Origin of the sequence: Roseibium limicola (assembly GCF_017313085.1) — a bacterium.
Lineage (GTDB): Bacteria > Pseudomonadota > Alphaproteobacteria > Rhizobiales > Stappiaceae > Roseibium > Roseibium limicola.
Genome location: NZ_JAFLNF010000006.1, coordinates 284120 through 310394, shown reverse-complemented (window position 1 = coordinate 310394; position 26275 = coordinate 284120). Strand labels below are relative to the sequence as shown.

25 protein-coding genes are annotated in these 26275 nt (G+C 58.0%); 13 read left to right on the top strand and 12 right to left on the bottom strand.

Going from position 1 to position 26275, the window contains the following annotated elements:
- The 10 genes from J0X15_RS15110 to J0X15_RS15065 form a co-directional block, all read left to right on the top strand.
- Window positions 1–1028, top strand: a 1028-nt coding sequence (locus J0X15_RS15110; protein WP_206942401.1) for a flagellin, incomplete at its 5' end; no start/stop codon positions are given.
- A gap of 67 nt (window positions 1029–1095) precedes the next feature.
- Window positions 1096–2805: a flagellar filament capping protein FliD gene (gene fliD / locus J0X15_RS15105; RefSeq protein ID WP_206942399.1), complete on the top strand. Its 1710-nt coding sequence runs from the start codon at window positions 1096–1098 to the stop codon at window positions 2803–2805.
- Between the two features lie 3 nt (window positions 2806–2808).
- Complete coding sequence (locus tag J0X15_RS15100) at window positions 2809–3252, top strand: flagellar export chaperone FliS (RefSeq protein ID WP_206942398.1); 444 nt, start codon at window positions 2809–2811, stop codon at window positions 3250–3252.
- A gap of 60 nt (window positions 3253–3312) precedes the next feature.
- Window positions 3313–3567 (top strand): hypothetical protein, encoded by a 255-nt coding sequence (locus tag J0X15_RS15095; RefSeq protein WP_206942396.1) that lies wholly within the window; start codon window positions 3313–3315, stop codon window positions 3565–3567.
- Between the two features lie 769 nt (window positions 3568–4336).
- Complete coding sequence (locus J0X15_RS15090) at window positions 4337–5005, top strand: flagellar hook assembly protein FlgD (RefSeq protein WP_206942394.1); 669 nt, start codon at window positions 4337–4339, stop codon at window positions 5003–5005.
- A 12-nt stretch (window positions 5006–5017) separates the two neighbouring features.
- Window positions 5018–6640, top strand: coding sequence for a flagellar hook protein FlgE (locus J0X15_RS20065; RefSeq protein WP_209015361.1), 1623 nt, complete (start codon window positions 5018–5020; stop codon window positions 6638–6640).
- A 5-nt stretch (window positions 6641–6645) separates the two neighbouring features.
- Window positions 6646–6906 carry a hypothetical protein gene (locus J0X15_RS15080; protein ID WP_206942392.1) on the top strand — a complete coding sequence of 87 codons (261 nt, stop codon included), beginning with the start codon at window positions 6646–6648 and terminating at the stop codon, window positions 6904–6906.
- A gap of 30 nt (window positions 6907–6936) precedes the next feature.
- Entirely contained in the window at window positions 6937–7398 is a 462-nt protein-coding gene (locus J0X15_RS15075; protein ID WP_206942390.1) for a hypothetical protein, read from the top strand.
- A 31-nt stretch (window positions 7399–7429) separates the two neighbouring features.
- On the top strand, window positions 7430–8821 hold the full coding sequence (gene flgK, locus J0X15_RS15070; protein WP_206942388.1) for a flagellar hook-associated protein FlgK: 1392 nt from the start codon (window positions 7430–7432) through the stop codon (window positions 8819–8821).
- A gap of 16 nt (window positions 8822–8837) precedes the next feature.
- Entirely contained in the window at window positions 8838–9734 is an 897-nt protein-coding gene (locus J0X15_RS15065) for a flagellin (RefSeq protein ID WP_206942386.1), read from the top strand.
- Window positions 9735–9756: 22 nt separating this feature from the next.
- On the opposite strand, the gene J0X15_RS15060 is transcribed toward J0X15_RS15065, so the two are convergent.
- The 3 genes from J0X15_RS15060 to panC form a co-directional block, all read right to left on the bottom strand.
- Window positions 9757–11238 carry a methyl-accepting chemotaxis protein gene (locus J0X15_RS15060; RefSeq protein WP_206942384.1) on the bottom strand — a complete coding sequence of 494 codons (1482 nt, stop codon included), beginning with the start codon at window positions 11236–11238 and terminating at the stop codon, window positions 9757–9759.
- 144 nt (window positions 11239–11382) lie between these two features.
- Window positions 11383–12201 (bottom strand): 3-methyl-2-oxobutanoate hydroxymethyltransferase, encoded by an 819-nt coding sequence (panB, locus tag J0X15_RS15055; protein WP_206942382.1) that lies wholly within the window; start codon window positions 12199–12201, stop codon window positions 11383–11385.
- 115 nt (window positions 12202–12316) lie between these two features.
- Complete coding sequence (panC, locus tag J0X15_RS15050; RefSeq protein ID WP_206942380.1) at window positions 12317–13165, bottom strand: pantoate--beta-alanine ligase; 849 nt, start codon at window positions 13163–13165, stop codon at window positions 12317–12319.
- Window positions 13166–13444: 279 nt separating this feature from the next.
- Between panC and J0X15_RS15045 the strand changes: the two genes are divergently transcribed.
- From J0X15_RS15045 to J0X15_RS15035, 3 genes are read left to right on the top strand one after another with little or no spacing between them, the layout of a single operon-like run.
- Window positions 13445–14572, top strand: coding sequence for a TIGR03364 family FAD-dependent oxidoreductase (locus J0X15_RS15045; RefSeq protein WP_206942378.1), 1128 nt, complete (start codon window positions 13445–13447; stop codon window positions 14570–14572).
- Between the two features lie 11 nt (window positions 14573–14583).
- Complete coding sequence (gene phnX / locus J0X15_RS15040) at window positions 14584–15366, top strand: phosphonoacetaldehyde hydrolase (protein ID WP_206942376.1); 783 nt, start codon at window positions 14584–14586, stop codon at window positions 15364–15366.
- A complete protein-coding gene (locus tag J0X15_RS15035) occupies window positions 15363–16862 on the top strand; it encodes a sulfatase-like hydrolase/transferase (RefSeq protein WP_206942375.1) in 1500 nt (499 codons plus the stop codon). The genes phnX and J0X15_RS15035 overlap by 4 nt, the downstream gene beginning before the upstream one ends.
- Before the next feature lie 14 nt (window positions 16863–16876).
- On the opposite strand, the gene J0X15_RS20385 is transcribed toward J0X15_RS15035, so the two are convergent.
- From J0X15_RS20385 to J0X15_RS14990, 9 genes are all read right to left on the bottom strand, one after another.
- Entirely contained in the window at window positions 16877–17470 is a 594-nt protein-coding gene (locus tag J0X15_RS20385; protein WP_206942373.1) for an ATP-binding protein, read from the bottom strand.
- Window positions 17457–18704 carry a PP2C family protein-serine/threonine phosphatase gene (locus J0X15_RS15025; RefSeq protein WP_206942370.1) on the bottom strand — a complete coding sequence of 416 codons (1248 nt, stop codon included), beginning with the start codon at window positions 18702–18704 and terminating at the stop codon, window positions 17457–17459. Before J0X15_RS15025 ends, J0X15_RS20385 begins: the two co-directional genes overlap by 14 nt.
- A 4-nt stretch (window positions 18705–18708) precedes the next feature.
- The gene (locus J0X15_RS15020; protein ID WP_206942368.1) at window positions 18709–19029 is read right to left on the bottom strand and encodes an STAS domain-containing protein; all 321 of its coding nucleotides are present in this window, start codon (window positions 19027–19029) and stop codon (window positions 18709–18711) included.
- Window positions 19030–19038: 9 nt separating this feature from the next.
- Window positions 19039–20298, bottom strand: a complete 1260-nt coding sequence (locus J0X15_RS15015) for a methyl-accepting chemotaxis protein (protein ID WP_206942366.1) — start codon at window positions 20296–20298, stop codon at window positions 19039–19041.
- A 34-nt stretch (window positions 20299–20332) separates the two neighbouring features.
- Window positions 20333–21397, bottom strand: a complete 1065-nt coding sequence (locus J0X15_RS15010; RefSeq protein ID WP_206942365.1) for a protein-glutamate methylesterase/protein-glutamine glutaminase — start codon at window positions 21395–21397, stop codon at window positions 20333–20335.
- Window positions 21398–21407: 10 nt separating this feature from the next.
- Window positions 21408–22025 (bottom strand): chemoreceptor glutamine deamidase CheD, encoded by a 618-nt coding sequence (locus tag J0X15_RS15005; protein ID WP_206942363.1) that lies wholly within the window; start codon window positions 22023–22025, stop codon window positions 21408–21410.
- Window positions 22022–22870, bottom strand: a complete 849-nt coding sequence (locus J0X15_RS15000) for a CheR family methyltransferase (RefSeq protein WP_206942362.1) — start codon at window positions 22868–22870, stop codon at window positions 22022–22024. The genes J0X15_RS15005 and J0X15_RS15000 overlap by 4 nt, the downstream gene beginning before the upstream one ends.
- 77 nt (window positions 22871–22947) lie before the next feature.
- Entirely contained in the window at window positions 22948–25644 is a 2697-nt protein-coding gene (locus J0X15_RS14995; protein ID WP_206942361.1) for a methyl-accepting chemotaxis protein, read from the bottom strand.
- A gap of 109 nt (window positions 25645–25753) precedes the next feature.
- On the bottom strand, window positions 25754–26257 hold the full coding sequence (locus tag J0X15_RS14990) for a chemotaxis protein CheW (RefSeq protein WP_206942360.1): 504 nt from the start codon (window positions 26255–26257) through the stop codon (window positions 25754–25756).
- Window positions 26258–26275 lie beyond the last annotated feature (18 nt).

The window sequence follows — 26275 nt, the reverse complement described above, 5'->3', positions numbered from 1 at the left end:
GCACAGAAGTTTCTCTTGAAGCTGATGGCGCCGACGTTGACTACACGGCCGCCACTCTCGCGACAGCAATCCAGGACGCTCTGACAGCCGCGGGTGCAACCGATGTTACTGTAGCCGTAGGCGGCGATGGCGGAATTGAATTTACTTCCGCTGCTGAAGGCGCCTCGGCAAGCATTACCATCGACAACTTTGCTGGTGACATCGACGGCTCTTCGACTGCATTTGAAATCGCAAACCTCGGCCTGACTGAGACCGACACAGGCGAAGTCACTGCATCCGGTGAGAGCGATGCCTTCACTCTGACGGCTGGCCAGGTTGTCACCTTCGACGTCAACGACGTCACCGTTTCCTTCGGCGATGCAGACAGCACAACCGAAACAACCTTCAGCGCCACTCAGGTTGCTGACGCCATCAACGAAGCCCTGGCGCAAGCCAATAACTATGAATTGACTGCAAGTGTCGATGCCGACACCGGCGAAGTCGAGCTGATCAGCCGTGAGCTTGGAACCAAGGCATCTGTGACCCTCGATAACTTCACCGGATCGACCGATGGCACCGCAGCCTTTGCCGAAGCCGATCTTGGCCTGACGAGCACAACAGCCACCGACACCGGCGAGAAAACAGACGTCCTCACGACCGGTTCCGACATTGTCGTGGGGTCTGACTATACCGATACGATCACTCTGAAAATCGCGTCCCTGACCACCAATGCACTTGGTATCGTGGACTTGAACGTATCGTCCCAGGAAGGCGCGGAAGAAGCTCTCGCCGTGTTGGATATGGCCATCGACAAGGTGTCCAACGTCCGTGCGGAAATGGGCGCGACCGTGTCCCGCCTCGAATACCGTTCCACCCAGCTGGAAACCAGCATCGAAAACCTGGAAGCATCCGAATCCGCGATCTCCGACGTGGATATCGCCTCCGAGCAGGCTCATCTGTCTGCCGCGAGCGTGAAGGTGCAGGCGGCTGTTGCCGCTGCTTCCCAGGCCAACCAGATGCCGGAAAACCTGCTGAAACTACTGCAGTAATCTTAAGTAGCCCGGGCCGCCGCAGTTTTCGGCGGCCCGGGTTCTAGTATCAAGGTGAGGCCTGACCATGGCGACAACTGACAGTGTAACGTCTGCAACGACCACGACCACGACGGCTAGCACCTACTCGTATACGTCGTCTTCCTCATCATCAAATTCCTCCTCCAACATCGACTGGAGCGGGCTCATCGAGGCCGCGGTCGCCCAAAAGACCACTGCCGCCACAACGATCGATCTCAAAGTCGAAAACAACGAAGCCAAAATCGCCGCCTACGAGGAAATGCAATCCTTGATGCAGGGCATCATGGATGCCGCAGGCACCATTCGCGGCACAGCCAACAGCCTGACCGCAAAAGATGACGCATTTTCCCTACGCGAAGCCTATCTGACCGGCTACGGCAACGTCTCCGCAGCGTCCGCAATTGTCGTGACCGCCGACGCCGACGCCGACTTGACCTCTTACGACATCGAGATTGACCAGCTCGCCACCTCGCAAAAGGTTGCCGGATCCTCCTATGAGGGCAAAACCGACGACCTCGGCTTGAGCGGAAGCATCTCACTCGGGCTCGAAGGCGGTGATGCCGTCAACGTCAACCTCAACGCCAGCATGAGCCTGTCGGAAGTGGCAGAAGCCATCAACCTGAAGAAGGGCTCCAGCGGCGTCTCCGCATCCGTCCTGGAAGTATCTCAGGGCAACTTCCGCCTGATCCTCAGCGCGACGGAAACCGGCAAGCAAATCGAGATGGGCGATCCCTCCGGCGACGGTCTGGGCGAGGCGCTTGGTCTTGTCGATTCAGAAGGCGCCTGGACCGAAGAACTGCAGGAAGCCAAGAACGCCATCATCCGCATTGATGGCATCGAGGTGACCCGCTCGAGCAACACCCTTGATGACGTCATCGATGGCGTTTCCTTCTCGATCTACCAAAAGACCGAAGACAACGCGACGATCAACGTCGAGATCGCAAATGACCTGACGACCATCAAGAGCGCGATTACAGGTCTCGTTGAAGCTTATAACAGCTATCGCGAATGGGCCCTGACACAGTCCGAAACAGCCACATCCGGTGGTGCGTCGGCAGATTCCGTCCTGTTTGCCGACAGCACCCTGCGGGCGGCCAACTCCGCCGTTGCGGATGGCCTGTCGACGATCATCGGCAGTGAATCCATGGCGCTCCTAGGGCTCAGCTACGACGAGAGCAACTTCCTCGAGCTCGACGAAACCACCTTGAACGAGGCTCTCCTTGAGGACCTTGATGAAGTCGAAAAACTACTGTCTTTCACCTCGACCAGCACATCCGACGATGTCGCGTTGCTGGCTCGTAACGACAACATGCCCGAAGCGCTTTCGTTGGATATCGAAGTGGATGAAAATGGCACGCTGATCTCAGCCTCGGTTGACGGCAACAGCGACCTTTTCACAATCAACGGCGCACGTATCAAGGGCAAGGAAGGCTCTCCCTATGAGGGCATGACCTTCGTCTTCACAGGCACTGAAAGCCAGACCGTCGACATGACGTTCTCCTCCGGCATCATGGAAAAACTCTTCAACTCGATGCAGGGCTATACGGATACCGATGACGGCATCCTGACCAATCTGGTTTCAGGCCTGACGGAAACCAATGAAGCGCTGGAAGAGGAAGCAAGCAGCATCCGGACCCGCGCCAAAGACTACCGCGCCACTTTGACTGCGCGATACGCCGCCTACCAGGCGCAGATCCAGGCGGCTCAATCCAGCCTGGATTATCTCGAAGCACTCCTGAAAACTGGGAACGACTAAGCAATGAGTTATGCGCTCAACCACGCTATTTCCGCGTACCGCCAGGCCACAACAACTGTTCCGCCGACAGCTGCCGTCACGCTGCTTCTGGATGAAGTGCTGAATGCGATCGCGCTTGCCGCCAAGCACACACGTAACAGGGAATTCGAAGAAGCGTTCCTGCGGACCAACCGCGCGATCGGCATTCTGAAGGGTCTTCGACAGAACCTGGATCTGGATGCCGGTGGCCAGATCGCCGAGCAAATGATGACAATGTATTCATCAAACATCCGCGCCTTGACCGCCGTTACTGGAAAAACAGACGCCATTGTAAGATTTACCAAGATAGCGACTGGGCTCCTTGTGTATCGCAATGCCTGGGCGGAAATGACGACGTTGAGTGAGCGGGCAGAAAAACCACTTCTAGACGACATCAACGGCTCCACCGACTTATCGAACGCTGGGTAAGTCGTAGACAGGAAATATTCAGACATGTACTCTTCTGTTTCCTTCCGTAGGGGGATTCGCATGTCTGCTTCCGATGTGGCAATGACACTGGACGACTTTTCCGACGCTCTTGATGAAAAAGGGCCGGATCTTTCGTCGTGGCAGCCAAGTGAGCAAATCCGGGCAGAAGTACTTCTCAAGACTTCTCCGAGAGCCCGGTTTCTCTTGTCCGAAGCAGAACGTCTGGAGATGATTCTGAAACTTGCCCCACGGCCAACAGCGCCACGCGGGCTGGTTGATCGCATCTGCAGGACTGTGCGCGCAGCCGAAGGCTAACCCCCTTCGGCGGCCCCCTCCCTTTCCAAAATACCGATAGAATAAGCCTCCTCACGTTGAGTTGAGAGCACTGTCCACACGTTTGACGCGGCTTCTCTCACGGGTTCCCAGCCCTCGGGCGCGCCAGAAATTGCCTCCCCAAACCAAAATTTCACCCTAGGTTGTTTTACCGGTGCGCAGTGCTCCTGAAGCATCTTCCTTGTCAAAAGTGACATGTTTGCGATTTGCCAGGTTCTGCTGTTCCGAGCTCCAAGATTGCACTCTGCTACCTGTACCATTCGCTCTTCAGCGGCCTGCGGCATCACGTTGCCGCCTGTCACTTGGAGCGGCCAGATTTTCCCCGGTAAAAGGCGCGCCACGCCGACTTGGGCGGTTGCAGCAGTATTCGTCTGGCACTGTCGGATGTTCACTGACGTGAGCGGCCCCCAGGAAGACCTCTCCGGCCCCAAGGGCCAGCGTCGGATGGCAGGGCAGTTGAGCCAGCCGGCAAAAACTTGCCATTTTTCTGCTCGGCGATAATTGCCTAGGGATTTATTTCCAAAACATTGCTGACTTCAGATTCCGGCGCAATTCCGTCCTTTCCTGAAAGCCAATTTGCGAAACCTCCAGGCAATAAATAATCGGCAGTTTTTACCTAGATTTTCGCCGTTTTTTCACCGCCTGATTACGTCTTCTCAGCCGTTTGTCTTACCGAAGCGGATTAGTTGGCGCGTCCACAAAACAGGACGATTAAAACTGCTCCTCAAAGCCGGGACAAAGGGGTGCTGGAGTGACTATTTCGACTGTCAACTCAACAACAGCGACAACAACAACTACGACTGCAGCAAGCAACAGCAGTTCCCTGGGCATTTCCAGTGAGGATTTTCTTTCGCTGATGGTCGACCAGCTTATGAATCAGAATCCACTCGACCCGACGGACACGGATTCCTATCTCGACAAGCTGGTGAGCTACGCAAGCTACGATACCCAGACCTCGATCAGTGAAGATCTGGGGTCCGTGGTCGACACCATCTCCTCTTCCCTGTCTTCCCTCGGCATTGGGTATGTCGGCATGACCGTTTCGGCCAGCGGCAGCACAACCGCTCTTCAGGACGGTTCCGCCGATTGGACCTACACCCTCGACAGCACAGCCGAGGACGTGACGATCAATGTGCTCAATGAGAGCGGCAAGGTCGTCTACAGCGAGACCGGCAATGCCGCCTCCGGAACACACGACTTCAGTTGGGACGGCGTCGGCAGCGACGGCGAACAGCTGGACGACGGCGGCCTCTACACACTCTCCGTTGATGCGACCAACAGCGCCGGCAAAGACGTCACCGGCTCTACGACCGTCTCCGGCCTCGTAACCGGGGTCGATTTTTCAGACGGCGAAACCGTCCTGAACATCGGCAAGGCGGCGATCTCCATCGACAAAGTACTTAGCGTTCTCTCTTCATAAAGGTAGTCAGTCATGAGCTTGATGGGCGCCCTCAATTCGGCCATTTCCTCCCTCCACGCAAACAGCCAGGCACTGTCCAACGTCTCGGACAACCTCGCCAACTCCAACACCACTGCCTACAAGTCGACCTCCACAAGCTTTTCAAGCCTGGTGGCGGGTTCCGCCAACACCTCGAGCGGCGGCGTTATCTCGAACAGCCGTTCGAACGTCACCCAGCAAGGTTTGCAGGCCGCGACAAGCAACGCGACTGACCTGGCCATCGAAGGTGACGGCTTCTTCGTCGTGACTGACGGAACGATGAGCTACTACACCCGAAACGGTGAGTTCCAGGTTGATGAAGAAGGCTACCTGACCAACGGCGACTACTACCTGATGGGGTGGGCGACCGATGAGAACGGCAAGATTGCCGGCGGCACCAGCGAAGATTCCCTGCGCACGATCGATATTGATTCCCTGCAGAGTTCCGTCGACCCGACTTCTGAAGTCAATATGCAGGCCAACCTGCCGGCTGACGCCAACGGTCCGACGACGACCAACACTGCTGCAACAATTACAACCAGCCTGAACTCCGCCATCAGCGCGGATAGCGGTCAAACTGTCGCCTTCGACATCAACGGCACGACAATCACACTGACGGGTGGCGCGGGCAACACCATCGAAGTGGCCGACATTGTCACCGCAATCAATGCGCAAACGGCAACGACCGGCGTCACCGCCTCAACTGACGCAGATGGCAACCTGACGCTGACCAGCTCCGCCACAGGCTCAGCCGCAGAAATCACCATCGATAATGTTACAGGTACAGGTGCTTCTGTCGCAGGCTCCAACCTCAGCACACTCGGCATCACTGATACCGGCGGTGATAGCACAGAGACGGTCAACGGCACATCCACGACCACCGACGGTGATACCTACGAGACCACGTTTGAAGTCTTTGACAGCCTTGGCACTTCCAGCACCGTCACCGTGACGTGGGAAAAGACGGCCGCTAACTCCTGGCAGATGACCTTTGGTGATCCGGTCGGTGTCAACGGCAATGTTATCGGCACATCGTCGACCGATCCGGTGACTGTGACCTTCAACAGTGACGGGACGCTGGCCTCGACATCAGCCGACCCAAGCTTCTCCGTGTCCGGATGGACCACGGGCGCCGCAGACAGCACCATTGATTTGGGCCTTGGCACAGTGGGCAATTCCGATGGCCTGACCCAATACGCCTCGGATGAGGACGACCCTCAGATCGAGGTCAAGTCCATCATTCAGGATGGTCAGGCTTACGGCTCCTTGAGTTCCGTGGAGATCGGCGACGATGGCTCCGTCACGGCCTTCTTCGACAATGGTGAAGAGCGCGTGATCTACAAGATCGCAGTGTCGACCTTCCCCAACTCGAACGGGCTTTCGGAAAAGAGCAACGGCATCTATGCCCGCTCCTCCTCCTCCGGCAACAGCACACTGCATATCGCGGGACAGGGCGGCGCAGGTTCGATCAACGGCGGCTACCTGGAATCCAGCACGGTCGATACCAGTCGCGAGTTCTCCAGCATGCTCTCCGCTCAGCAGGCCTACTCCGCCTCATCGCAGATCATGTCCACTGCCAGCTCGATGTTCGACAAACTGCTCGAAGCCGTCCGGTGATCTAGATGGAAAATAAGCTTCCAGATCACACCAACGCTCTCCGTCGCCTGACCAACGAGTTGCATCGTTTGGAGCAGGCGCCGGACGAGCCCTCCAAGAGACTTCGCATGCTGCTTCTGAAGCGCGATTTCGAAGATCTCCTGAAGGAGATGAAGGATGCGCAGGAGGAGGTCTCCGAGACCATCTCCCGCTCCGGCGCCACGGCCCGCGCCGCCAGCGCTTACATCACCCAGGCTGCATTCCTGGCCCGCAATCAACGCTCATAGCCTGCCAGCAGGCCGCTTAAGGAAACCGACATGAAAGTCAATCTGACACCCGAGATGATTGCCCAACTCGACGGATCCGTGATGCGGATGATCGGCGTTGCAACCGAATTGACCTCCCTCGCCATCGAGGAGACCGAGCGTCTGCAGGCCGGCAAGCCTGAGCCGATTGACGACATTCTTCTGCGCAAGCGCGAACTCGTTGACGAGTACGAAAAGTGGATCAAGACCATGGCCCGCCAGCAGCAGATTCTGATGCATGCCAATCCGACCCTTTTCGAACAGCTTCTTCAGTGCAACCGGGAACTCACCGAAGCCCTGTCCGAAAACAAGGCAACGCTGAAGAAGGCCATGACCGTCAGCAAGCGTCGGGTTGAGACCATCATGCGCGCTATCCGCGAAGAAAGCACAGTGCCGACAGCCTATGCCAACAACGGCCGCTACGCTGCGAACACCGCTTATGCCTCGTCCCTGCGTCCAGCGCGGGAAATCTAAGCTTTACTGACCTCACCGGGCTACATCGTATATGACCACCCTTGCAACATCCGCGAAGATCGCCACCAGCTCGCTAGCCGCGGTGCAGGTGCAGTTGGGCGTCGCCTCGTCCAACATCGCCAACGCGGATACGAAGGGCTACACTTCAAAGTCGGCGAACGCGTCGACCGCGATGACCTCCGGTGTCGGGACAGGCGTCTCTGTCGAGACAATCACCTCCAAGGTGAGCCAGATCCTGATCAAGCAGCTTGCATCGGCAACCTCCGAGACAGCCGCTGCCGACAAGATCGCATCCTATATGGACCAGCTGCAGACCGCGATGGGACGCACAACCGGCAGTGACGACGCCGGGACCTCACTGTCCAACAAGATTGCCGATGTGGAATCCGCGCTGGCGGATCTGATCAACACGCCGGAATCGGCCACACTGGCGCATCAGGTCCTCGCGACGCTGGAAGAGTTGACCACCGCAGTCTCCGACCTCTCTTCAGATGTCCAGAGCCTCCGCAGCCAGGCAGACAGCGATATTGCAGCGAATGTCGATGCTGCCAACGATTTGCTGAACCAGTTGGACAGCCTCAACACGGAAATCCAGTCCATGGAATCCCGAGGCATGAGCTCCGCCAATCTGGTGGATCAACGCAATCAAGCGCTGGTCGAACTGTCCGAATATATCGATGTCACAAGCTTCACGGGATCGAATGGTTCGCTGAAGGTCTACACCACCACCGGTCAGGTGCTGCTGGACAGTTCCGCGCATTTGCTGACCTTCAAGGAATCCTCATCCGTCTCCGCCGACCGAACGTTTGATGGCACCAACTCGGGCCCGTCCGGCATCAGCATCGACGGCAACGATGTCACCAATGAGTTTCGCTCGGGTTCCATATCAGCGCTGGTTGAACTGCGCGATGAGACGCTTCCCGGTGTGCAGGACATGCTCGACAATCTGGCCAGCAACCTGATCACCTCGTTCGATGCCATCCAGCCTGGACTGCTGGAGGGCACAGACGCCACCGATATCAAGGTCGGCTCGACCTTTCTCGCCGATGTGTCCCTGCTGGTAGACGACACTTCGGGAACACTTACCCCTTCGGAAGTGGCCGACGGCTTGCTGAAAGCTCTGCAGGGCGACACCAGCTTTGGTACAGCAGGAACGCTTGCTGCGCGCGAGACGGATTTCGCCAGCTACGCTTCGGACATTCTGTCCAGCGTGGTCAGCTCCGCCAATTCCGCCACATCTCAGCTGGAGGTGGCACAGACTGAGCTATCCGCCGTCTCCGACACCATTTCTTCGCTCTACGGCGTCAACGTGGACGAAGAAACCGCCCGGCTGTCCGAACTGGAACAGCTTTATTCCGTCGCCTCCCAGATTCTCAGCATCCTCCAGGAGATGTTCGACGATCTGATAGCGGCCGTGCAATAGAAAGCGGTAGTTTAAGATGACTATGCGTGTCTCCACCTTCGGTCAGTCTTCCACCGTGCTGTCCAACGCGATGAACACCCAGGCGAAGCTGGCCCAGAAGCAGGAGCAGCAATCGACGGGTCTGGTGTCGATGAACTATGGTGGCCTCGGCGCGGATGCCGGGTCTCTGGTCAACCTGGAAGTCTCGATCGCCCGCGCCAAGTCGACAATCAGCGCTTCGGAAACCGCACTCAATCGTGTGCAGACCCAGTATTCTGTCCTGGGCTCCATCAATGATGTGCTGACCGAAATGCGCTCCGAGCTGGCCTCTGTTTTGTCTTCGGAAGACATCAACACTTTGCAGATCGCCGCCAAGGAAATGCTACTGGAGCTGGGCTCGCTGGTTAACACCCAGTACCAGGGCCGGTATCTGTTCGCCGGCAGCGAGACAGAGACCATGCCGATCGACCTGTCTGCCTATGCCGCTGCGGACATCGACACGGTCGACAGCAGCTACTACCAGGGCGATTCAGAGATCCAATCCGTGCGGCTGACCGAAGATCGCGCCCTGACGTATGGTGTGACCGGAGATAACAGCGGGCTGGAGCAGGCGTTTCGCGGCCTGTCCTATGCCGCGAACACGGATCCAATTTCAAGTGAAGATCTGCAGAAGGTTGCAGCCCTGCTGGTTTCCGCACAGGACGAGGTGATCGCGCTGCAGAGTTCGATGGGCTACAAGGCCGCCACGCTGGAAAATGTCATCGAGAGCAAGGATGAGTACATCGTCAGCGTGGAGTCGATCGTGACCGATCTGACATCGGTGGATATCGCCGAAGTTGCCGTTCAGGCCGCCACCTACAAGACCCAGCTTGAAGCCAGCTATTCGGCCCTCGGGACGCTCTCGTCCCTCAGCCTCCTCGATTACCTGCGCTAGAGGCCCAACGGGCCCCGGAGCCTTAGCTCCGGAACGCGATAGCGGATTCGCGAATGGCCGAGGTCGCCACATCCACTTTGTGGGTGGCGTCGGAGATCTGCGAAATGCTGTTGGAGATCGTCGTCACGCCTTCGGAGGCGAAGTGCATGTTTTCCGAAATCTCGCGCGTCACCGACGACTGCTCGCCCATAGCCGCAGAAATTCCCGTCGAAATCTCGTTGATGTCGCGAATGATCTTCATGATCTCGCTGATCGCCCCATCCGCCTGGGATGAAGATGTCTGAACCGAATTGATCTGCTCGGAGATCTTTTCCGTCGCCTTGGCGGTCTGCGAGGCGAGATTCTTGACTTCTGAGGCAACAACCGCAAAGCCCTTGCCGGCCTCACCAGCGCGAGCTGCTTCAATCGTGGCGTTCAAGGCAAGCAAGTTGGTCTGATCCGCAATGCTTTCGATCAACTCGATGACTTCACCGATCTGCTGCGCGTCCTTGGATAGGCCTTCCATGATTGTCATGGTGTCTTCTGCCGACTTCACCGCCTTGTTGGCAATTTCCATCGCCTGACTGACCTGACGGGAAATTTCTTCAACCGAGGCGACCATTTCCTCTGCCGCAGCCGCGACTGTCTGAACGCTGGACGACGCTCGGGCAGAAGAATCCGCAACGTTTGCTGCCTGGCTGCTGGCGTCCGAGATCGACTGGGATACTTCATCCAGGTCGTGTTCGATCTTCAGACCAGCGGCCTCAAGCATCTCGCGACGTTTGACGCGTTCGGTGATGTTGGTGGCAAACTTAACGACCTTGAAAGGACGACCCTTGTGATCGAGGATCGGGTTGTAGCTTGCCTGAATCCAGACGTCCTCACCGGATTTCGCGATACGGCGGAAACTGTCTGACTGGAACTCACCGTCTCGCAGCTTGTCCCAGAACTCGACGTAGGCCTGACTTTTCGCATCTTCGGGAGCGACGAACATCACATGCTTTTTCCCGACAACTTCGTCACGGCTATAGCCAAGCGTGCCGAGGAAATTCTCATTGGCGTCGAGGATCGTTCCATCCAGAGCAAAAGAGATCACCGCCTGAGAGCGCTGAAGAGCGTCAATCATGCCCTCACGCTCAAGCGACAGCATCTTCTCTTCAGTGATGTCCGTGGCGATCTTGACGATGCGCTCGACCTTGCCGCGTGAATTGATGACAGGCATATAGGTCGCTTGCAGCCAGACCTCCTCGCCACTCTTCTTCAGACGCGGGATTTCACCAGCGACGTTCTGACCAGATCTAAGCTGCTCCCAGAACTGCGCATACTCCTGGCTCTCACGCATATCTTTGTCGACGAAGATTGAGTGGTGCTTGCCTTTAACCTCACTCAAACTGTAGCCGGCAACCTGCAGGAAGTTGTCATTGGCGTCGACAATAGTGCCGTCCGGCAAGAACTCGATAAGTGCCTGCGACCGGGAGATCGCTTGGTAAATCGCCTTTTGAGCGCCATTGAAGAAGGTAGCCATGACCCATCCGAAGCTAGAAGTGCATCTAGCCTCTGACTTAAATGCTTATTTCTTTAAAAATGGTATTCTCCGGCTCAGAAACCCCGTCCATTTTCTGTTTATAGCGATTTCTACTTATGGGAATAAACTTCAAAAACGCACCTTTCAGGATTTAAACTTATAAACCTGAGCCTCCCCAGGGAATTCGCGCGATTTCACTTCTTTCGAATATTTCTGAACTGCTTCTTCAATTTGACTACCAAGCGTTCCGTAGACTTTCACGAACTTGGGAGGAGCCGGGTTGAGCCCCAGCATATCTTCCAAAACCAGAATCTGACCATCGCACTCCACCGACGCACCAATGCCGATTGTCGGTATGTCTACCGCCTTGGTGACACGGGCTGCCAGCGGCTCCACCATGCCTTCCAGAACCAGAGCAAAGGCGCCCGCTTCGGCAACCGCCCTTGCGTCATCTTCATGGGATTGCCAGCTGGCTTCGTCCCGGCCCTGGGTCTTGAACCCGCCCATGACATGGGTCGATTGAGGTGTCAGACCCACATGCGCCATCACCGGAATTCCGCGATCGGTCAAAAAGCGGATGGTTTCCGCCATGCGCTTGCCGCCTTCCAGTTTCACCGCCCCGCACTGGGTTTCCTTCATGATGCGAACCGCATTGCGAAAGGCCACAGCCGGGCTTTCCTCATAGGAGCCGAATGGCATGTCCACGACGATGAGCGCCCGCTGCGTGCCGCGGACCACCGCCCGGCCATGCATGATCATCAGATCGAGGCTGACGCCGATGGTCGACTCCATGCCGTGCATCACCATGCCGAGGCTGTCGCCCACCAGAATGAAGTCGGCGTATTTGTCGACGATTGCTGCCGTATGCGCATGATAGGACGTCAACGAGACGATCGGCTCTCCACCCTTGCGGCCTGCAATCTGCGGCGCAGTGATACGGCGAACGGGTTTATGCGTGCTCATCGTGTCTTCCTCAGTGTTTCCAAAGCCCGCGCTCCACCTTCTGAACCGAGGGGCTGCGGGCAATCTATATCGTTATTGAGTTTCGTGCGTTGCGGGGCCTTGTCCGTCTCGATCTTCAACCCGGTTGTACAACCTTTTGATCGATCAACAGAACCTCTCCGAAGCGAACCGCCAGGAGTATCGCCACAGGCGTCGTCAAAGAGCCGGAGACAGCTTGCAATGTAGCTGCATCCAGAATGTCAACGCTTTCCACCTTCGCGCGTGGCACCTTCGCCAGCATGGCACGAATTATCGTGCCGATGTGCTCGGCATCGGCACCTCGCGCTGCCTCTTGCTCAGCTGCCACCAAGGCTGCATGCAATACCGGCGCCGCCGTGCGATCTTCGGATGTCAGCCGAACGTTACGCGATGACATGGCAAGCCCGTCGGTCTCGCGTATCGTTGGATAACCGATGATCTCAATGGGGAAATCCAGATCGCGCACCATCTGACGGATCAGAGCGAGTTGCTGAAAGTCCTTCTCACCGAAGACTGCCACATCCGGCTGGACGATATTGAAGAGCTTGGTGACCACGGTCGAGACGCCGCGAAAATGCCCCGGCCTGAGCGCTCCCTGCAGAATGCCGCCAAGCTCGGGCACCTCAACGAAGGTCTTGCCGGAGGTGCCATACATCTCATCAACGCTCGGGGTAAAGACCGCCGCAACGCCTTGCTGATGCAGCAGATCGCAATCGCGCTCGAGCGCACGCGGATAGGCTTCAAGATCCTCGTTCGCTCCAAATTGCGTCGGGTTGACGAATATCGAAACAACGACCTTGTCGCCACGGGCTGCGGCCGCACGCACCAGAGCCAAATGGCCGTCGTGAAGGAACCCCATGGTCGGAACCAGGGCGATCACCTGTTCTTCTCGACGCCATGCCGCAACCGCTTCGCGCAGGCCTGCCTTGGTTGGGCAGATAAGCATTATCTTACACCTTCTCCCCAGTCCTCTCTCCGATCATCTCCCTGACCGAACGAAGCACTGACTTCGGGCGCCTCTTTACGGCATGGTCGGCTCCGGGTCCAGTCTTCCCCGCCCAAGGCTGGCGATATGCAGCTGTGCTTTTCGCAAAAGACTCCATAGTTTCAGGCTATCAATTTTACTAATTTCATAGAAATTTGATCAAGCTCCTGCAATGGGAAAGGGATCAGAAGCTCATGATCGGATCCTTTCTACAAAGGGCCCTCGCCGCAGGAGAAACGCATGTTGCACGCAAGCTTTGATCTCGCCGTTGTCGGTGCAGGAATCGTCGGGCTGTCTCATGCACTCGCCGCAGTGCGCAGAGGCAAGAAAGTTGTCGTGATCGACCGGGACGCCGCCGCCAATGGCGCCTCCATCCGAAACTTCGGGTTCGTCACCATCACCGGACAGCAGGCAGGTGATTGCTATGAAAAGGCACGGCGATCCCGTGAGATCTGGGGCGAGGTGGCAGAACAGGCGAGAATTCCGATTCTACACGAAGGCCTGACGGTGACCGCCCGGCACCGCGAATCCGAAGCGGTCATCGACGCGTTTCTGGAAACCGAGATGGGCAGCGAATGCCACCGTCTGACCCCCGCACAGGCCGTGGAGAAGGTGCCGCAGCTGCGCTCCAACACAATCACCGCCGGGCTTTATTCCCCGCATGAGATCCGGGTGGAATCCAAGGATGCGCTACCCCGCCTGGCCGCCTGGCTGGAAGAGGCTCATGGCGTTGCGTTTCTGTGGCAGACAAGCGTGCGTCACGTCGAGACCCCGCGTGTCGAAACATCGCGCGGAGAGATCATCGCTGAAAGTGTCATCATCTGCCCCGGTGATGACAGCGTGTCGCTGTTTTCCGATCGCATCAACCGTTTTGGCGTCAGCCGCTGCAAGCTGCAGATGCTGCGGGTGATGCCCGACAAGCCGGCGCCTCTTGGTTCCGCCGTCATGTCTGATCTCGGTCTGGCGCGCTATCTGGGCTATGCCGAGTTGCCTGAGGCGGAGGCCTTGAAGGTCCTGCTGGACGACGTCCAGGCGGAGGAACGTTCAAACGGCATCCACCTGATCGTCGTGCAATCGGCGGATGGATCGCTGATCGTCGGCGACAGCCATCACTACGGGGCCACGCCGGATCCGTTCTCGTCGAAACACGTTGACGACCTGATCCTGGCAGAGATGGACCGGGTGCTGGACCTCGGCCCCTACAGTGTCAGCGAACGCTGGATCGGGACCTATGCCACGGCACCGGACCGCTGGCGCCTGACCGATGCGCCAGACCCGGCTACCCGCATTGTCGTCGTGACAGCCGGCTGCGGTGCTTCGACTGCATTCGCCATTGGCGAAGAGACAATTTCAGACCTCTACAGCTAGGACCAACCGCCATGACCCGTTTCAAAGCCGTCGTTTTCGACTGGGCCGGCACGATGATCGACTTCGGCTCCTTCGCGCCGATGGGTGTTTTCGTGAAAGCCTTCGCTCAATTCGGCATCACCGCCTCCATTGCGCAAGCGCGCGCGCCGATGGGCGCTCCCAAGTGGGACCACATCCGCGCCATGATGGATGATCCGGACATTTCCACCCAATGGACCGCCAAGCATGGCGCCGTACCAACCGACGACGATGTCGACCAAGTGTACAAAATTTTCGTCCCGATGAACGAAGAGGTCGTCGCGGATTTTGCCACGCTGGTGCCGGGCGCCAGGGATCTGGTCACCTGGCTGCGGGCGCGCGACATGAAGATCGGTTCGACGACGGGCTATACTCGTTCGATCATGGAGCGGGTTTTGCCAGTTGCAGCCGCTCAAGGCTACGAACCGGATAATCTGATCTGTGCCGACGATCTGTCTGAAGGTCGGCCAGGACCGCTCGGCATGTATCAGTGCTTCGTCGACCTCGGCGTTTATCCGCCAACTGCGGTTCTGAAGATCGATGACACAGCTCCCGGGATCAAGGAAGGTGTTGCCGCCGGATGCCCGACCGTGGGTGTGGCCTTGTCGGGCAACACTGTCGGCAAGACACCAGAAGAGCTTGCGGCGCTTTCGCCCCATGAAATCGAGGGTCTTCGTCAGAAAGCGACGGCCGAACTGAAGGCCGCAGGAGCCGATTATGTCATCGACACAGTTGCCGATCTGCCAAAGTTGATCGAGGAGCTTGAAGCGCAATGAGCCAACGGCCCAACATCCTGCTGATCACCGCAGACCAATGGCGCGGCGATTGCCTCGGCATTGCCGGACATCCGCAGGTGCAGACACCGAACACCGATGCACTGGCGCGGGAAGGAACGTATTTCTCCCGCCACTATGCCGCCACTGCCCCCTGTTCGCCTGCCCGGGCCTCGCTCTACACCGGTCTCTACCAGATGAACCACCGGGTTCTGGCCAATGGTTCGCCTCTGGATGACCGGTTCGACAATGTTGCTCGGGCGGCAAGGCGGGCGGGATATCTGCCCACGCTGTTTGGCTACACTGATACGTCCGCCGATCCCCGCTGCCATGACCCGCAAGATCCGGTCCTTACAAGCTATGAGGGCATCTTGCCGGGATTCATTGCCGGACAGCTGCTGCTGGAGGACGACAAGACGTGGCTGGCCTGGCTGAAGGAACGCGGGTACACGTCCGAACAGCTTGCACGGATCCACCATGTCGAACAGCAGGGCGAGGAGCGGATATCGCTCGCACCGACCCTGTATGGTGCTGACGAGACACCGACGGCTTTCCTGACCGGCGCCTTTCTCTCCTGGCGAGACCAGCAGAGCGCAGATCAACCATGGTTTGCCCATGTTTCCTATCTGCGGCCCCACCCACCAATCTGCGTGCCCGAACCCTTCAACCGGATGTATGAGCCGGATGCCTCCGCAGACTTTGCAGGTGCGCCGACGCCGGACGAAGAGGCCGAGGTTCATCCGCTTCTGGCTGCGTTGCAGACATCACAGAAGCTCGGTCATCACATCCCCGGCGCAGATGGCCCGGTCCGAGATCTCACCCGGAAGGACCTGGCCCGCATTCGGGCGCTGTATTACGGCATGATCTCGGAAGTGGACCATCAGCTTGGGAGGCTTTTGGAAGGCCTGAAGGCAGCCGGTGACTATGACAATACGCTGATCATCCTGACCTCAGACCACGCCGAGATGATGGGCGACCATTGGCTTCTGGGAAAAGCCGGCTTCCATGAGCAGAGCTATCATGTTCCGCTGGTCATCAAAGCACCGGGCGAGAGTGGCGGACATGTCGTTGATGCTTTCACGTCTGCAGTCGATGTGTTTCCGACGTTGCTGGATGTTCTGGGTATTCGACCAGGGCACCAGCCGGACGGATGCAGTCTGTTGCCGTTTACAGGTGGGGAAACCCCGGAGGATTGGCGCGATGCCGTCTTGTGGGAATACAGTTACAGACAGTTGACGGTGGAGGGCACGCAGATGAACGCTCCGGGCAAGTCGCTCATCTCCCTGCGCGCCGAAGCCTGGCAATATGTCCATTGTCCCGAGTTGCCCGACCTCTTTCTGGCTGGACTACCCGGTGCGCCTCTGGAGCCGGTGCCACTGGACATGGTGCCCGCGGCCAGGCGCATCGAGTGCATGGAACGCCTGTTGGCAGCACGGATGACCTTGCAGGATGAAACTCTGTGCCACGCCATGGTCTGGTCATTCCACGCCGATCGATAGCCGCTGTCGCAACGCTATCCCGCCGTCTCGGAGAATTCACAGGTCGCAATGACTTCATTGCCGCACCCACGATACTGCAGGTCGTCAAAAGCCAGATCTCTGGCCAAAACGATACCACGCCCGTTCGACCGATCGGTGAAGGCCTCTCGGTCGACAAAGGTCTGGTAGTCAAACCCACCTCCCTGGTCGCGGACAACCAGGCAGTTGCGTTCCGATGTCCGGCAGAACTCGACCTCGACAACCCGGTCTCGAAACACCGGTAACCTCAGGCGACGCTCAATCTCTTCTTCCAGACTTCCAGCAGCAATGAAGATAGACTTCTCCTCATTATTGATGCCAAGATTGCCATGCTCAATGGCGTTGACGATCAATTCCCAGATGCCCATCTCCGCAGTATCCGGATCGGGATACCACTTGCTGAGGGCCTGCGCGGCAACCCACCCTTCCTGCATGGTGCGAAAGCTGAATCGAAATCCCGGTTTCAACCCCTCAAGCGCCTGACGCAGGCCTTCATCGTCCCAGAGCCGTGGTGGAATCGCCGTCTTTGCAGGCCGAATTTCAGGGCTGACAGATGCGGCATCAGGCTTATTCGAGTCAGACTTCTTCACGCGCACCCTCCTGCCATTCCACAAAGACCAGGGTCAGATCATCGTCCAGGCCTTTTTCGGAGACCTCCATCAAGCGGCTGAGAAGACGCGCCGGTTTCGAAGCCAAGTCGCAAGTGAGAGCGTCCAGACTGCAGACAAGGTTTTCCGGAGTGAACAGTGGGTCATCAGCACTTGGCGTTTCAGTCAGGGCGTCGCTGTAGGCAAAGATGCTGTCGCCGGGGCCCATGTCCCGCACGGTGACACCGAATTCGGCGCGCTTGGAAATACCGATCGGCATGCCGGAAATGTCAATCAGCTCATGTCGCCCGGCGCGCCTTAGGACCGGCTCCGGCGCGCCGGCGGAGGCGAATTTCACCTTGCCGGCCGCAAAGTCGATATCGCAACACAACAGTGTTGCGAACTGGCCAAGCGGCAGCACATCGCAGAGGAAAACATTCAGCGATGCGAGCCAATCTTCGGGTGACTGGTTGGGGTTCACCTCTCTGGTCCGCACAAAAGTATTCAGCCGGAAGGTGTTCAAGGCAGAGCGAACTCCGTGACCGGTAAAATCGGCAGCCCACAGCCGGATACTGTTCTCGTCCAGCGCCCGCACATCCCAGATATCACCCGCCAACCCCTGACACGGTTGACTGTGCCATGCGAAACGCGCTGGATAGGTTTGCTCCAGCTGCGCGATCAGATTGTCAGCAGGAAGCAACTCCATCTGCATGGCTTTGGCCGCATCCAGTTCCTCACGCATCTGATTCCGATAGGCTTTCAGACTATCGATCAGCCGGATACGCTCCAGATGAACAATCAGGCGGCTCAACAACTCCCTGGCATTAATCGGCTTGGTGATCAGATCGGACGCTCCGGCCTCAAACACATCGCCGCGCAAGGCGGGCGTATCAGACGAGGTCTGGACGATGATCGGGGTCTCATGAAACTCAGGGAGCCGCCGCAGATCCTTGCAGACATCAAAGCCGCTTTTCACGGGCATGAAGAGATCGGTGATGATGACTTCCGGAGACCACTCGATGGCCATCCGAACGCCTTCTGCGCCGTCAGCCGCGCAGCGCAGATTGTCGAAGCCGTAGTTGGACAGGATCGCAGTGATTGTCTTGCGGGCGAAGCTGCTGTCCTCGATCAGCAAGACCCGTGCATCACCAACCCGGTCGACGCCGAGCTCGCGCAAATTGCTCGCAGGAAGCGGCGTGGTCGAGAAATCCGACTTGGTGAGAAGGGAACCAACCACGCGCCTACTCTCCGCTCGGGTCCGGAATGACGGTCATCAACTTGTCGAAACGGGAAAGATCCAGAACCTTGCGGACTTGGCCCTTGACGCCGCGCAGGACAATTTCCCACCCGTGGGTCTCGGAGTTGTCGGAGGCGATCACCAACATGCCCAATCCGGCGGAGTCGATGGCCGTCAGCTGGCTCAGGTCAAACACGCAATTGCGAACTTTGGCCGCGTTGATCTCCTCGATCAACCGCCGGAATTCGGTGTTATCCTGGTATTTCAGCTGTCCACTCAAGAATGCCGTGAACTGATTTCCCTGATGTTCGGTCGTTAAGTCCATTGTTCGCTCCTAGAATAGTTCGATGTCATCGTCGTCCGCCGAGGAGGCGTTCGCTGAACTGGTGCTGCCTTCGTGCTCTGCCTGCAGGCCGAACTGAACCGCGTAAGCGTCTCTCAGCTCGCCCAACTTGAAGACAGCGGCGATTTCCCTGGCAACCGCTTGTCGGAAATCAGGGCTGAGGGCTTCCGGCGCTGCATCGGCGTCGGGGCCAGCCTCCTGCACGAGTTGCTGCATGCGGATGATTGCGTCGTTGACCCCTTCAAGTCGCTGCTTGACCCGATCCTGAAACTGCAACTCGACGATGGAGCTGCTGATCTGACGTTCAATCAGCTGACTTGCTTCGGTGCTGCGGTCGAGGGCCTCGGTCACTGCCTTGCCCTGGGCAATGAACCCGCTTGTCATCAGCTTCAGACGCGCGTGGGTCTCGATGTTCTCGTCGGAGAGATCGACGGTGGCGATGTCGCGGATGATCGCATAGCCACCTTCCAGGCCTTCGGTGACCTGAGTGGTCTGGGATTTCAGATCATTCGACAGCTCGTTGACGGAATTCGCCAGAACACGGACCTCGTCGGCGACAACCTCAAAGCCCTTGCCGGCATCTCCCGCCCGAGCGGCTTCAATCTTGGCGTTGAGAGCGAGCAGGTTGGTCTGCTTGTTGATCCGCTCGATTTCGCCGATGCTCTGCTGCATTTTTTCCAGCACCTTGAACATATCGTCCAGGGTGTAGGACATTTTCACGCCGCGCGAAGACAGGAAGATCACCTTCTTGAAGAAGTCCTCCAATCCGGCCATCAGGCCTTCGGCGAGAGATTGGGTCGAGATCCGGTCGTCGTTGACCTGCACATACATGACATCATCGGACAGGGACTGGACCACTTGCGACAAGTCCCGGGCGGAGACGGCCATCTCGCTGAAGCGCTGAGTCAAGCTGGCGGAGGTATCTTCCACGTCCTGAGAGGTGCCCTCAATCTCCCCCATGAGAAAGCGCAGGCTCTTGTCCTGAATGGCACTGAGCTCAAGCAACCGGGTCCGTTCATCCAGTTCACTCGCGGCATCGGCAACCGAGCGCAGCGGTTCGGCATCGTCCTGGATGACGGAATGCGCGTCCTCAGGGTCCACGTCCGGATCGGCAGCCGGATGAGCAAGAACCTCATCCTGCTCAAGATCTTCGGCGAACAACAAGGCGTCATCGTCGTTGTCTTCATCTTCAAACAGAAAGACATCCGTATCTTCATCTTCCAATATTTCGGCCTGGTTACTCACTACCATGTCGGCACTCCATATTCCGGTTCACAGGCCCGATCTAAATCCGGACCGCCTGTTGTCCCTTGGCCGCACAGGCATCCAGGATCGCTTGGGCAACACCGGACAATGGAATCTGTCGCTCCACTGCCCCCATTTCAAAGGCAACGCGCGGCATGCCATAGACAACGCTGCTTGCTTCGTTCTGACCCAGGGTCGCGCCGCCCGCATCGCGGATTGCCTTCAGCCCCGCAGCTCCGTCGCGCCCCATACCGGTGAGGATTACCCCCACCGCGTTGACGCCGATGTTTTCGGCTGCGGAGTGAAACAACACATCGACCGAAGGGCAGTGGCCACTCACCAGCTCGTTGCCAGCAAGACGACAAACGTAGTTCGCCCCCGACCGGTCAATCTTCAGATGCTGATTGCCGGGCGCCAGATAGGCATGACCGGGCAACATCCGCTCTCCTCCCTTGGCCTCTGCAATCCGGATGGCGCAGATGCCATCCAGCCGCGCCGCAAATTTTGCGGTAAAATTGGCCGGCATATGCTGGGTAATGGCGATAGCGGGGGAAGCACCGGGCAGCATTCTGAGGACATCTGCCAAGGCTTCGACACCGCCTGTAGAGGCTCCGATGCAGACCACGCGCTCCGTCGTCTGGTAATGCGCTGAAGCCAGCTTCTGGCTTGCCGTATTACCGCCCTTGCCTCGCGCCCGAACCCGCGCACCGGCAGCCGCCTTTACCTTGGCGATCAATTCGGCCTGCAGGATCGGGAACGACTCCTTCAAGCCAATTGTCGGTTTGGCGACGATTTCCACCGCGCCCAGTTCCATGGCGCGCAAGGCAGCATCGGCTCCCCTTTGGGTGAGAGAGGACACCATCACCACCGGCATCGGCCGCAATGTCATGATCTTCTCGAGAAAATTCAGCCCATCCATGCGTGGCATTTCAACGTCCAGCGTCAGAACGTCCGGATTGAGATCCTTGATCATTGCCCGGGCAAACAGTGGATCCGATGCACTGCCGATCACATCAATCTGCGGATCGGCCGAGAGCATCTCGCTCAACATCTGCCGAACCAGCGCGCTGTCATCCACTATGAGAACTCTTATCGGTTGTGCCATGACATCCTCATTAGAAAAGCTCGACGCTGCCGGACGGCGCATTGCTGACCAGTGCCTTGGCGTAGTCGCGCTCCTGGCGGGCGACTTTCCGGTGCTGATCTGTGCGAATGTAGAATTGCCGCACCACCCCGGTGGACGGCTTGTAAAACAACCGTCGGCCATGGTTTCCGCCCAGATCAAACGCCGTCAGATGCAGTCCTTCGGCTTCCAGATAGCCGAGAACGAAGTCGGAGTTCTTCTCACCAACGCTGGCATTGTGGAAACCGAGGTTGGCGCCACCAAAGACCTTGATCTCAAGATCCTCCCGGCGGCATCCGGTCTTCAGGATTTCATTGATCAGCGCTTCCATGGCGTAGTTTCCATAGCGCAAGGCAGCCTCTTCGCCGTTCCACTCACCCGTCTCGCTTTCCGGCAACATGAAGTGGTTCATGCCGCCAAAACCAGTGCGTGGATCGCGGATGCAGGCGGAGACACAGGACCCCAGAACGGTCATGAGGATATAATCCTCATGGACCACACTGCGGGTCTCTCCGGGCAGCACGCGCACCCGATTGGCAAGATCAACGTCTTCCAGTTTCGGTTCAGGGGCGCGCGCCTCTGCGATCGGGCGAGCTACGGTCATCATCATGAGATTTTCCTGTAGATCGTACGGCCCATCGGCTCGAAGAGATTGCGCTCTTCGAGAATGGTCTCCGAATGTCCGATATAGAGCCAGCCCCCCGGCCCCAACGCTTCGTGAAACCGGGACAGAAGCCGGCTTTTCGTCGGCCCATCAAAATAGATCATGACGTTTCGGCAGAAGATGGCATTAAAGGTGCCGGTCATCGGCCAGGGCCCGAGCAGGTTGAGCTGCTTGAAGACGATCAGATCCTTCAGCTCGGATTTCATGGTGAAGTATGGGGCCTCTTTCGAGCGGTTGCCCCATTTGGCAATCTGTGCCTTGGAAAGCCCGTCCGTTTCCTTCACCGGATAACGCCCGCTGGCGCCACGACTGACCATGTCGCTGTCCAGGTCGCTGGCAAGAATACGGAAATCATGGCCGCGCAGACTGTGGCAATGCTCACTGACCGTCATGGCAATCGAATAAGGTTCCTCACCCGACGAACAGCCTGCCGACCAAATCCGGAAACGGCTTCTTGGTCCTGCCCGCGACAAGCTTTCCTGGGTGGTCTTGGCAAGATGTTCGAAATGATGGGACTCGCGAAAGAACCGGGTCAGGTTAGTCGTGATCGCATTGATCAGCTTTCCAAGCTCATCTCCCCCCTCCGTGCTCTCCAGCCGGCTGCAATAGGCTTCGAAACTGTCGAGTTTCAACTCGCGCAGGCGACGCACAAGGCGGGAATAGACCATGTCCTGTTTGTGGTCCGCGAGCACAATACCGGTGTTCCTTCTGATCAGATCAGCCAGATAGTCGAACTCTTGTTTCCTGAACCGGAACTCGCGTTCGCGATCATTTTCCGTCGATGCCAGCATCTCGTGTCACTCAATACTTTTCGTCGACCGAACAGGCTCCCGCGTGGGAGCCTGTTCCTGCCAGCGATCCTTGGTTTCTAGAATTCTTTCCAGTCGTCATCCTCGTGGATTGCCGTCGCGAGGTTCTGTTGAAGTGCGAGCGCACCGCTCGATGCGGGGGCCGCGTAGCGTCCGCCTCCGCGTGAGCCACCGCCCGCTCCGACTGCTGCAAGCTTGCCGCCGGCGACTTCCATTTCGGCTTGTGGTTTCGACCGCGCTGCGACCTGAGTTCCCGAGGTCTGGAAGAAGGCCATGCGGCGGGTCATGTTCTGTGCCTGGCTCTGCAGCATCCGGCAGGCGGCGGCGTTTTCTTCAACCAGCGACGAGTTCTGCTGGGTCATTTCGTCCATCTGACTGACCGCCTTGTTGATTTCCTCAACACCGGTCGACTGTTCGCGGCTCGCTGCAGCGATCTCGGAGACGATGTCCGCCACCTTTTTCACGGAGTTGACGATCTCATCCAGCGTCTCGCCGGTGTTGTTGACCAGGCTCACCCCGTCTGTGACCTGACCGCCGCTTTCGACGATGAGTTCCTTGATGTCCTTCGCAGCCTCGGAAGACCTCTGGGCCAACGAGCGGACCTCGGAGGCAACCACCGCAAAGCCTTTGCCGGCGTCTCCGGCGCGGGCGGCCTCGACCGCTGCGTTCAAGGCCAGAAGATTGGTCTGGAAGGCAATTTCGTCGATGACCCCGATGATGTCGGAGATCTTCTGGGACGACGATTCGATCCGGCTCATGGCGCTGACCGCTTTGGTCACCACTTCGCCGCCACGGGTCGCCACCTGATTGGCACTGGCCACCAGCTGATCGGCCTGCTGAGCGTTTTCCGCATTCTGGCGAATGGTCGCAGCCATTTCCTCCATGGAGGCTGAGGTTTCCTCCAGGCTGGAAGCCTGCTGTTCGGTCCGCTGTGACAGATCCGTGGTGCCTGAGGTGATTTCCGCCGATGCATTGCTGACTTCCGCAGCACCATTGGCCACCTCCGTCACAATTTCCGACAGGCGGTCAGCTGTGTCGTTCAGATTGTTCTTCAGCTCCTCGAACATCCCCTCATAAGAAGCCGTGACCCGTACCGTCAGATCGCCCTGTGACAGTTTCAGCAGCTTCTCGTTGACGTCATCCAAGGCGGAGGCCGTCATCGAGCAGAGGTTGTTGATGGCTTCGCTGAGGCGTAGGACGAAGTCCTTCTTGCCTTCCAGCGGGAGCTGCGCCCGAAGGTTTCCGGCAACGGCTGCCGTAACCAGATCCGCTATTTCGCGCTCTACCCGCTTTTCTTCCGTCAGATCGGACCATTCGACCACCGACCCGAGCCGATTGCCACGGGAATCCAGAACCGGGTTGGCGACCAGGCCGAACTCGCGCCCGCCAACCGAAATCTCGGTTTGGAAGGTGGCATTCAGACGTTCCAGCATGGAGCGCTGGTGCGCCGGGTTCTTGTGGAAGATGTCGATGTTGGTGCCGATGAGTTTGCTGGCGTCAAAACCGGAGAACTCGCTGCGCAGGTCCTTCTCGGCATTCTTCAGCATCGCCTCGACTGACTTGTTCATGTAGGCGATGTGACCGTCGGTACCGGCGACCATCACATTGGTCGTACAATTGTCGAGAGCTACCTTGATCCGCGTGTTCTCGACCAACTGTTCTTCCGCGCCGAGTGCCGTCTGGCGGAAGCCGTCGATTTCATCAGCCAGATCTCCCAACTCGTCGGATCGATCCAGATAGGGAACCTCGGCATCCAGCTCGCCACCTGCGACGCGCTTGGTCACCTCGGTCAACCGGATCAACGGCGTGGCCAGGCTGCGACCGACAAGCCAGGCGAAGCCGACAGCAAGGAGCAGAGCAAATACGCTGGCGACCAGATTGACCATGAACGCCAGGAAACTGGCAGAGTGAGCCTGAGCCGCCGTGGTGCGGGTCTCTTCCAGAACAGTTTCCACGAGGGCCAGCAGATCCGCCTCAATGACACCAGTGATTGCCGGCAGAACGGTTGTCAGCTGGTTTTCAAATGCGCCCTTCAGGCCAGCTAGATCACCGCTCATGGCTGCCATGGAACTGAGCTGTCCGGACAGGCGGGTTGCGCGCGACTTGACCAGGATGTTGCTGCTGGCCGACATGGTCGACAGCATGACTTCGCCCTTGGCAAAGGCTTCTTTGGCGGCATTCGTGGCTTGCTCATCGCCGCTGGCGATGGCTCCGGAGGCAATCTTGTCACCAACCGAAAAGTGATTGCGCAGGTTATTGGCCTGGGCCTGAAGTGTCTTGTCACCGGATCGGTTGGCGGCTTCCACCGTCAGGTTAACCTGCTCGGCAATGCTTGCTTGCAACGGGGCAAATTGCCCGTCGTTCAACTCGAACCGCCGCGCCTTCAGCTCGTAAGTCTCCTTGTAGGCCACGGCAAATTCGTGCAGATCGGTTTCGATCTTCTTGAAAGAAGCCTCCAGACCAAGCTGGTCGGTTGCTGCCAGACGCTGAAGTTCGACAGCCAGTGCGTCCACCTCTTCAGCGATATGATTTTCCGTGTCGAGCCGGTCCCGAAGCAATTTGGCCAGACCGTCACCTCTGAGAACCAGGAACTCCTGTTCGAGCTTGGCGACTTCGCCCTCAAGCTCGGCCGCAGAGGAAAGCTGATTGAGCGAACGGTCAATGCTCCGGTAATTGACAAAGGACAGAACCCCGATCACCAGCATGGTCACGATCAACAGACATGCGGTGAGATTGACTTTCTTTCTGATCGACATGCTGCCTCGTTTTTCCGAGCTCGCAGCATTCCTGGAATCACTCGACTTCATGGCTCTCTCCTAACCCCGTAGTGTGGGTCAAATCGGTCCGGCCCAACGGCCGCCGGTTTCAGTTGAACAGTTCTTTCAAAGACAGAACGACGACCATGCCGTGATCGGCATTGATGATGCCGTTCAGGTAGGCCTCGCTGCCGGTTTTGTCGTTTTCCGGCACTGGCTTGATCTCTTTCGGCTCGACCGTGAGAATGTCGGACACCGCATCCACCAGAATTCCGAAGGTCCGCTCTCCGACATTGACGATGATCACCACGTGCATCGGGGTGGTCTCCGTCAGCCCCTGGCCGAAGCGGCTGCGCAGATCGAGGATCGGAACGATTGCGCCACGCAGGTTCAAAACCCCGAGGACATGCGGCGACTGATTGGGCAAGGGGGTGGTATGGGTCCAACCCTTGATCTCGCGCACCGCCATGATGTCGATGGCATATTCATCCTTGCCGAGCGTGAAACTGATGAACTGGCAAGTCTCTGGTGAAGCCTCCACCTGATTGGCATCAGCCGGCATTCCGAAGCCTGCGGGGGCTCCGCCGTTGGCTGGAAGCATATCGGTCTGCATGATCTCAGCTCTCCTCAA

Bases quoted from the DNA above. Each gene is read 5' to 3' on its own strand.
- J0X15_RS20065 (WP_209015361.1), top strand. From the start codon at position 5,018: ATGAGCTTGATGGGCGCCCTCAATTCGGCCATTTCCTCCCTCCACGCA.
- panB (WP_206942382.1), bottom strand. From the start codon at position 12,201: ATGAGCACGCATAAACCCGTTCGCCGTATCACTGCGCCGCAGATTGCA.
- J0X15_RS15020 (WP_206942368.1), bottom strand. From the start codon at position 19,029: ATGGACTTAACGACCGAACATCAGGGAAATCAGTTCACGGCATTCTTG.
- J0X15_RS15000 (WP_206942362.1), bottom strand. From the start codon at position 22,870: ATGCTGGCATCGACGGAAAATGATCGCGAACGCGAGTTCCGGTTCAGG.
- J0X15_RS15015 (WP_206942366.1), bottom strand. From the start codon at position 20,298: ATGGTAGTGAGTAACCAGGCCGAAATATTGGAAGATGAAGATACGGAT.
- J0X15_RS15075 (WP_206942390.1), top strand. From the start codon at position 6,937: ATGAAAGTCAATCTGACACCCGAGATGATTGCCCAACTCGACGGATCC.
- J0X15_RS15065 (WP_206942386.1), top strand. From the start codon at position 8,838: ATGACTATGCGTGTCTCCACCTTCGGTCAGTCTTCCACCGTGCTGTCC.
- J0X15_RS14995 (WP_206942361.1), bottom strand. From the start codon at position 25,644: ATGTCGATCAGAAAGAAAGTCAATCTCACCGCATGTCTGTTGATCGTG.
- J0X15_RS15095 (WP_206942396.1), top strand. From the start codon at position 3,313: ATGTCTGCTTCCGATGTGGCAATGACACTGGACGACTTTTCCGACGCT.
- J0X15_RS15080 (WP_206942392.1), top strand. From the start codon at position 6,646: ATGGAAAATAAGCTTCCAGATCACACCAACGCTCTCCGTCGCCTGACC.
- panC (WP_206942380.1), bottom strand. From the start codon at position 13,165: ATGCTTATCTGCCCAACCAAGGCAGGCCTGCGCGAAGCGGTTGCGGCA.
- J0X15_RS15100 (WP_206942398.1), top strand. From the start codon at position 2,809: ATGAGTTATGCGCTCAACCACGCTATTTCCGCGTACCGCCAGGCCACA.
- J0X15_RS15060 (WP_206942384.1), bottom strand. From the start codon at position 11,238: ATGGCTACCTTCTTCAATGGCGCTCAAAAGGCGATTTACCAAGCGATC.
- phnX (WP_206942376.1), top strand. From the start codon at position 14,584: ATGACCCGTTTCAAAGCCGTCGTTTTCGACTGGGCCGGCACGATGATC.
- J0X15_RS15045 (WP_206942378.1), top strand. From the start codon at position 13,445: ATGTTGCACGCAAGCTTTGATCTCGCCGTTGTCGGTGCAGGAATCGTC.
- flgK (WP_206942388.1), top strand. From the start codon at position 7,430: ATGACCACCCTTGCAACATCCGCGAAGATCGCCACCAGCTCGCTAGCC.
- J0X15_RS15035 (WP_206942375.1), top strand. From the start codon at position 15,363: ATGAGCCAACGGCCCAACATCCTGCTGATCACCGCAGACCAATGGCGC.
- J0X15_RS15010 (WP_206942365.1), bottom strand. From the start codon at position 21,397: ATGGCACAACCGATAAGAGTTCTCATAGTGGATGACAGCGCGCTGGTT.
- fliD (WP_206942399.1), top strand. From the start codon at position 1,096: ATGGCGACAACTGACAGTGTAACGTCTGCAACGACCACGACCACGACG.
- J0X15_RS14990 (WP_206942360.1), bottom strand. From the start codon at position 26,257: ATGCAGACCGATATGCTTCCAGCCAACGGCGGAGCCCCCGCAGGCTTC.
- J0X15_RS15005 (WP_206942363.1), bottom strand. From the start codon at position 22,025: ATGATGATGACCGTAGCTCGCCCGATCGCAGAGGCGCGCGCCCCTGAA.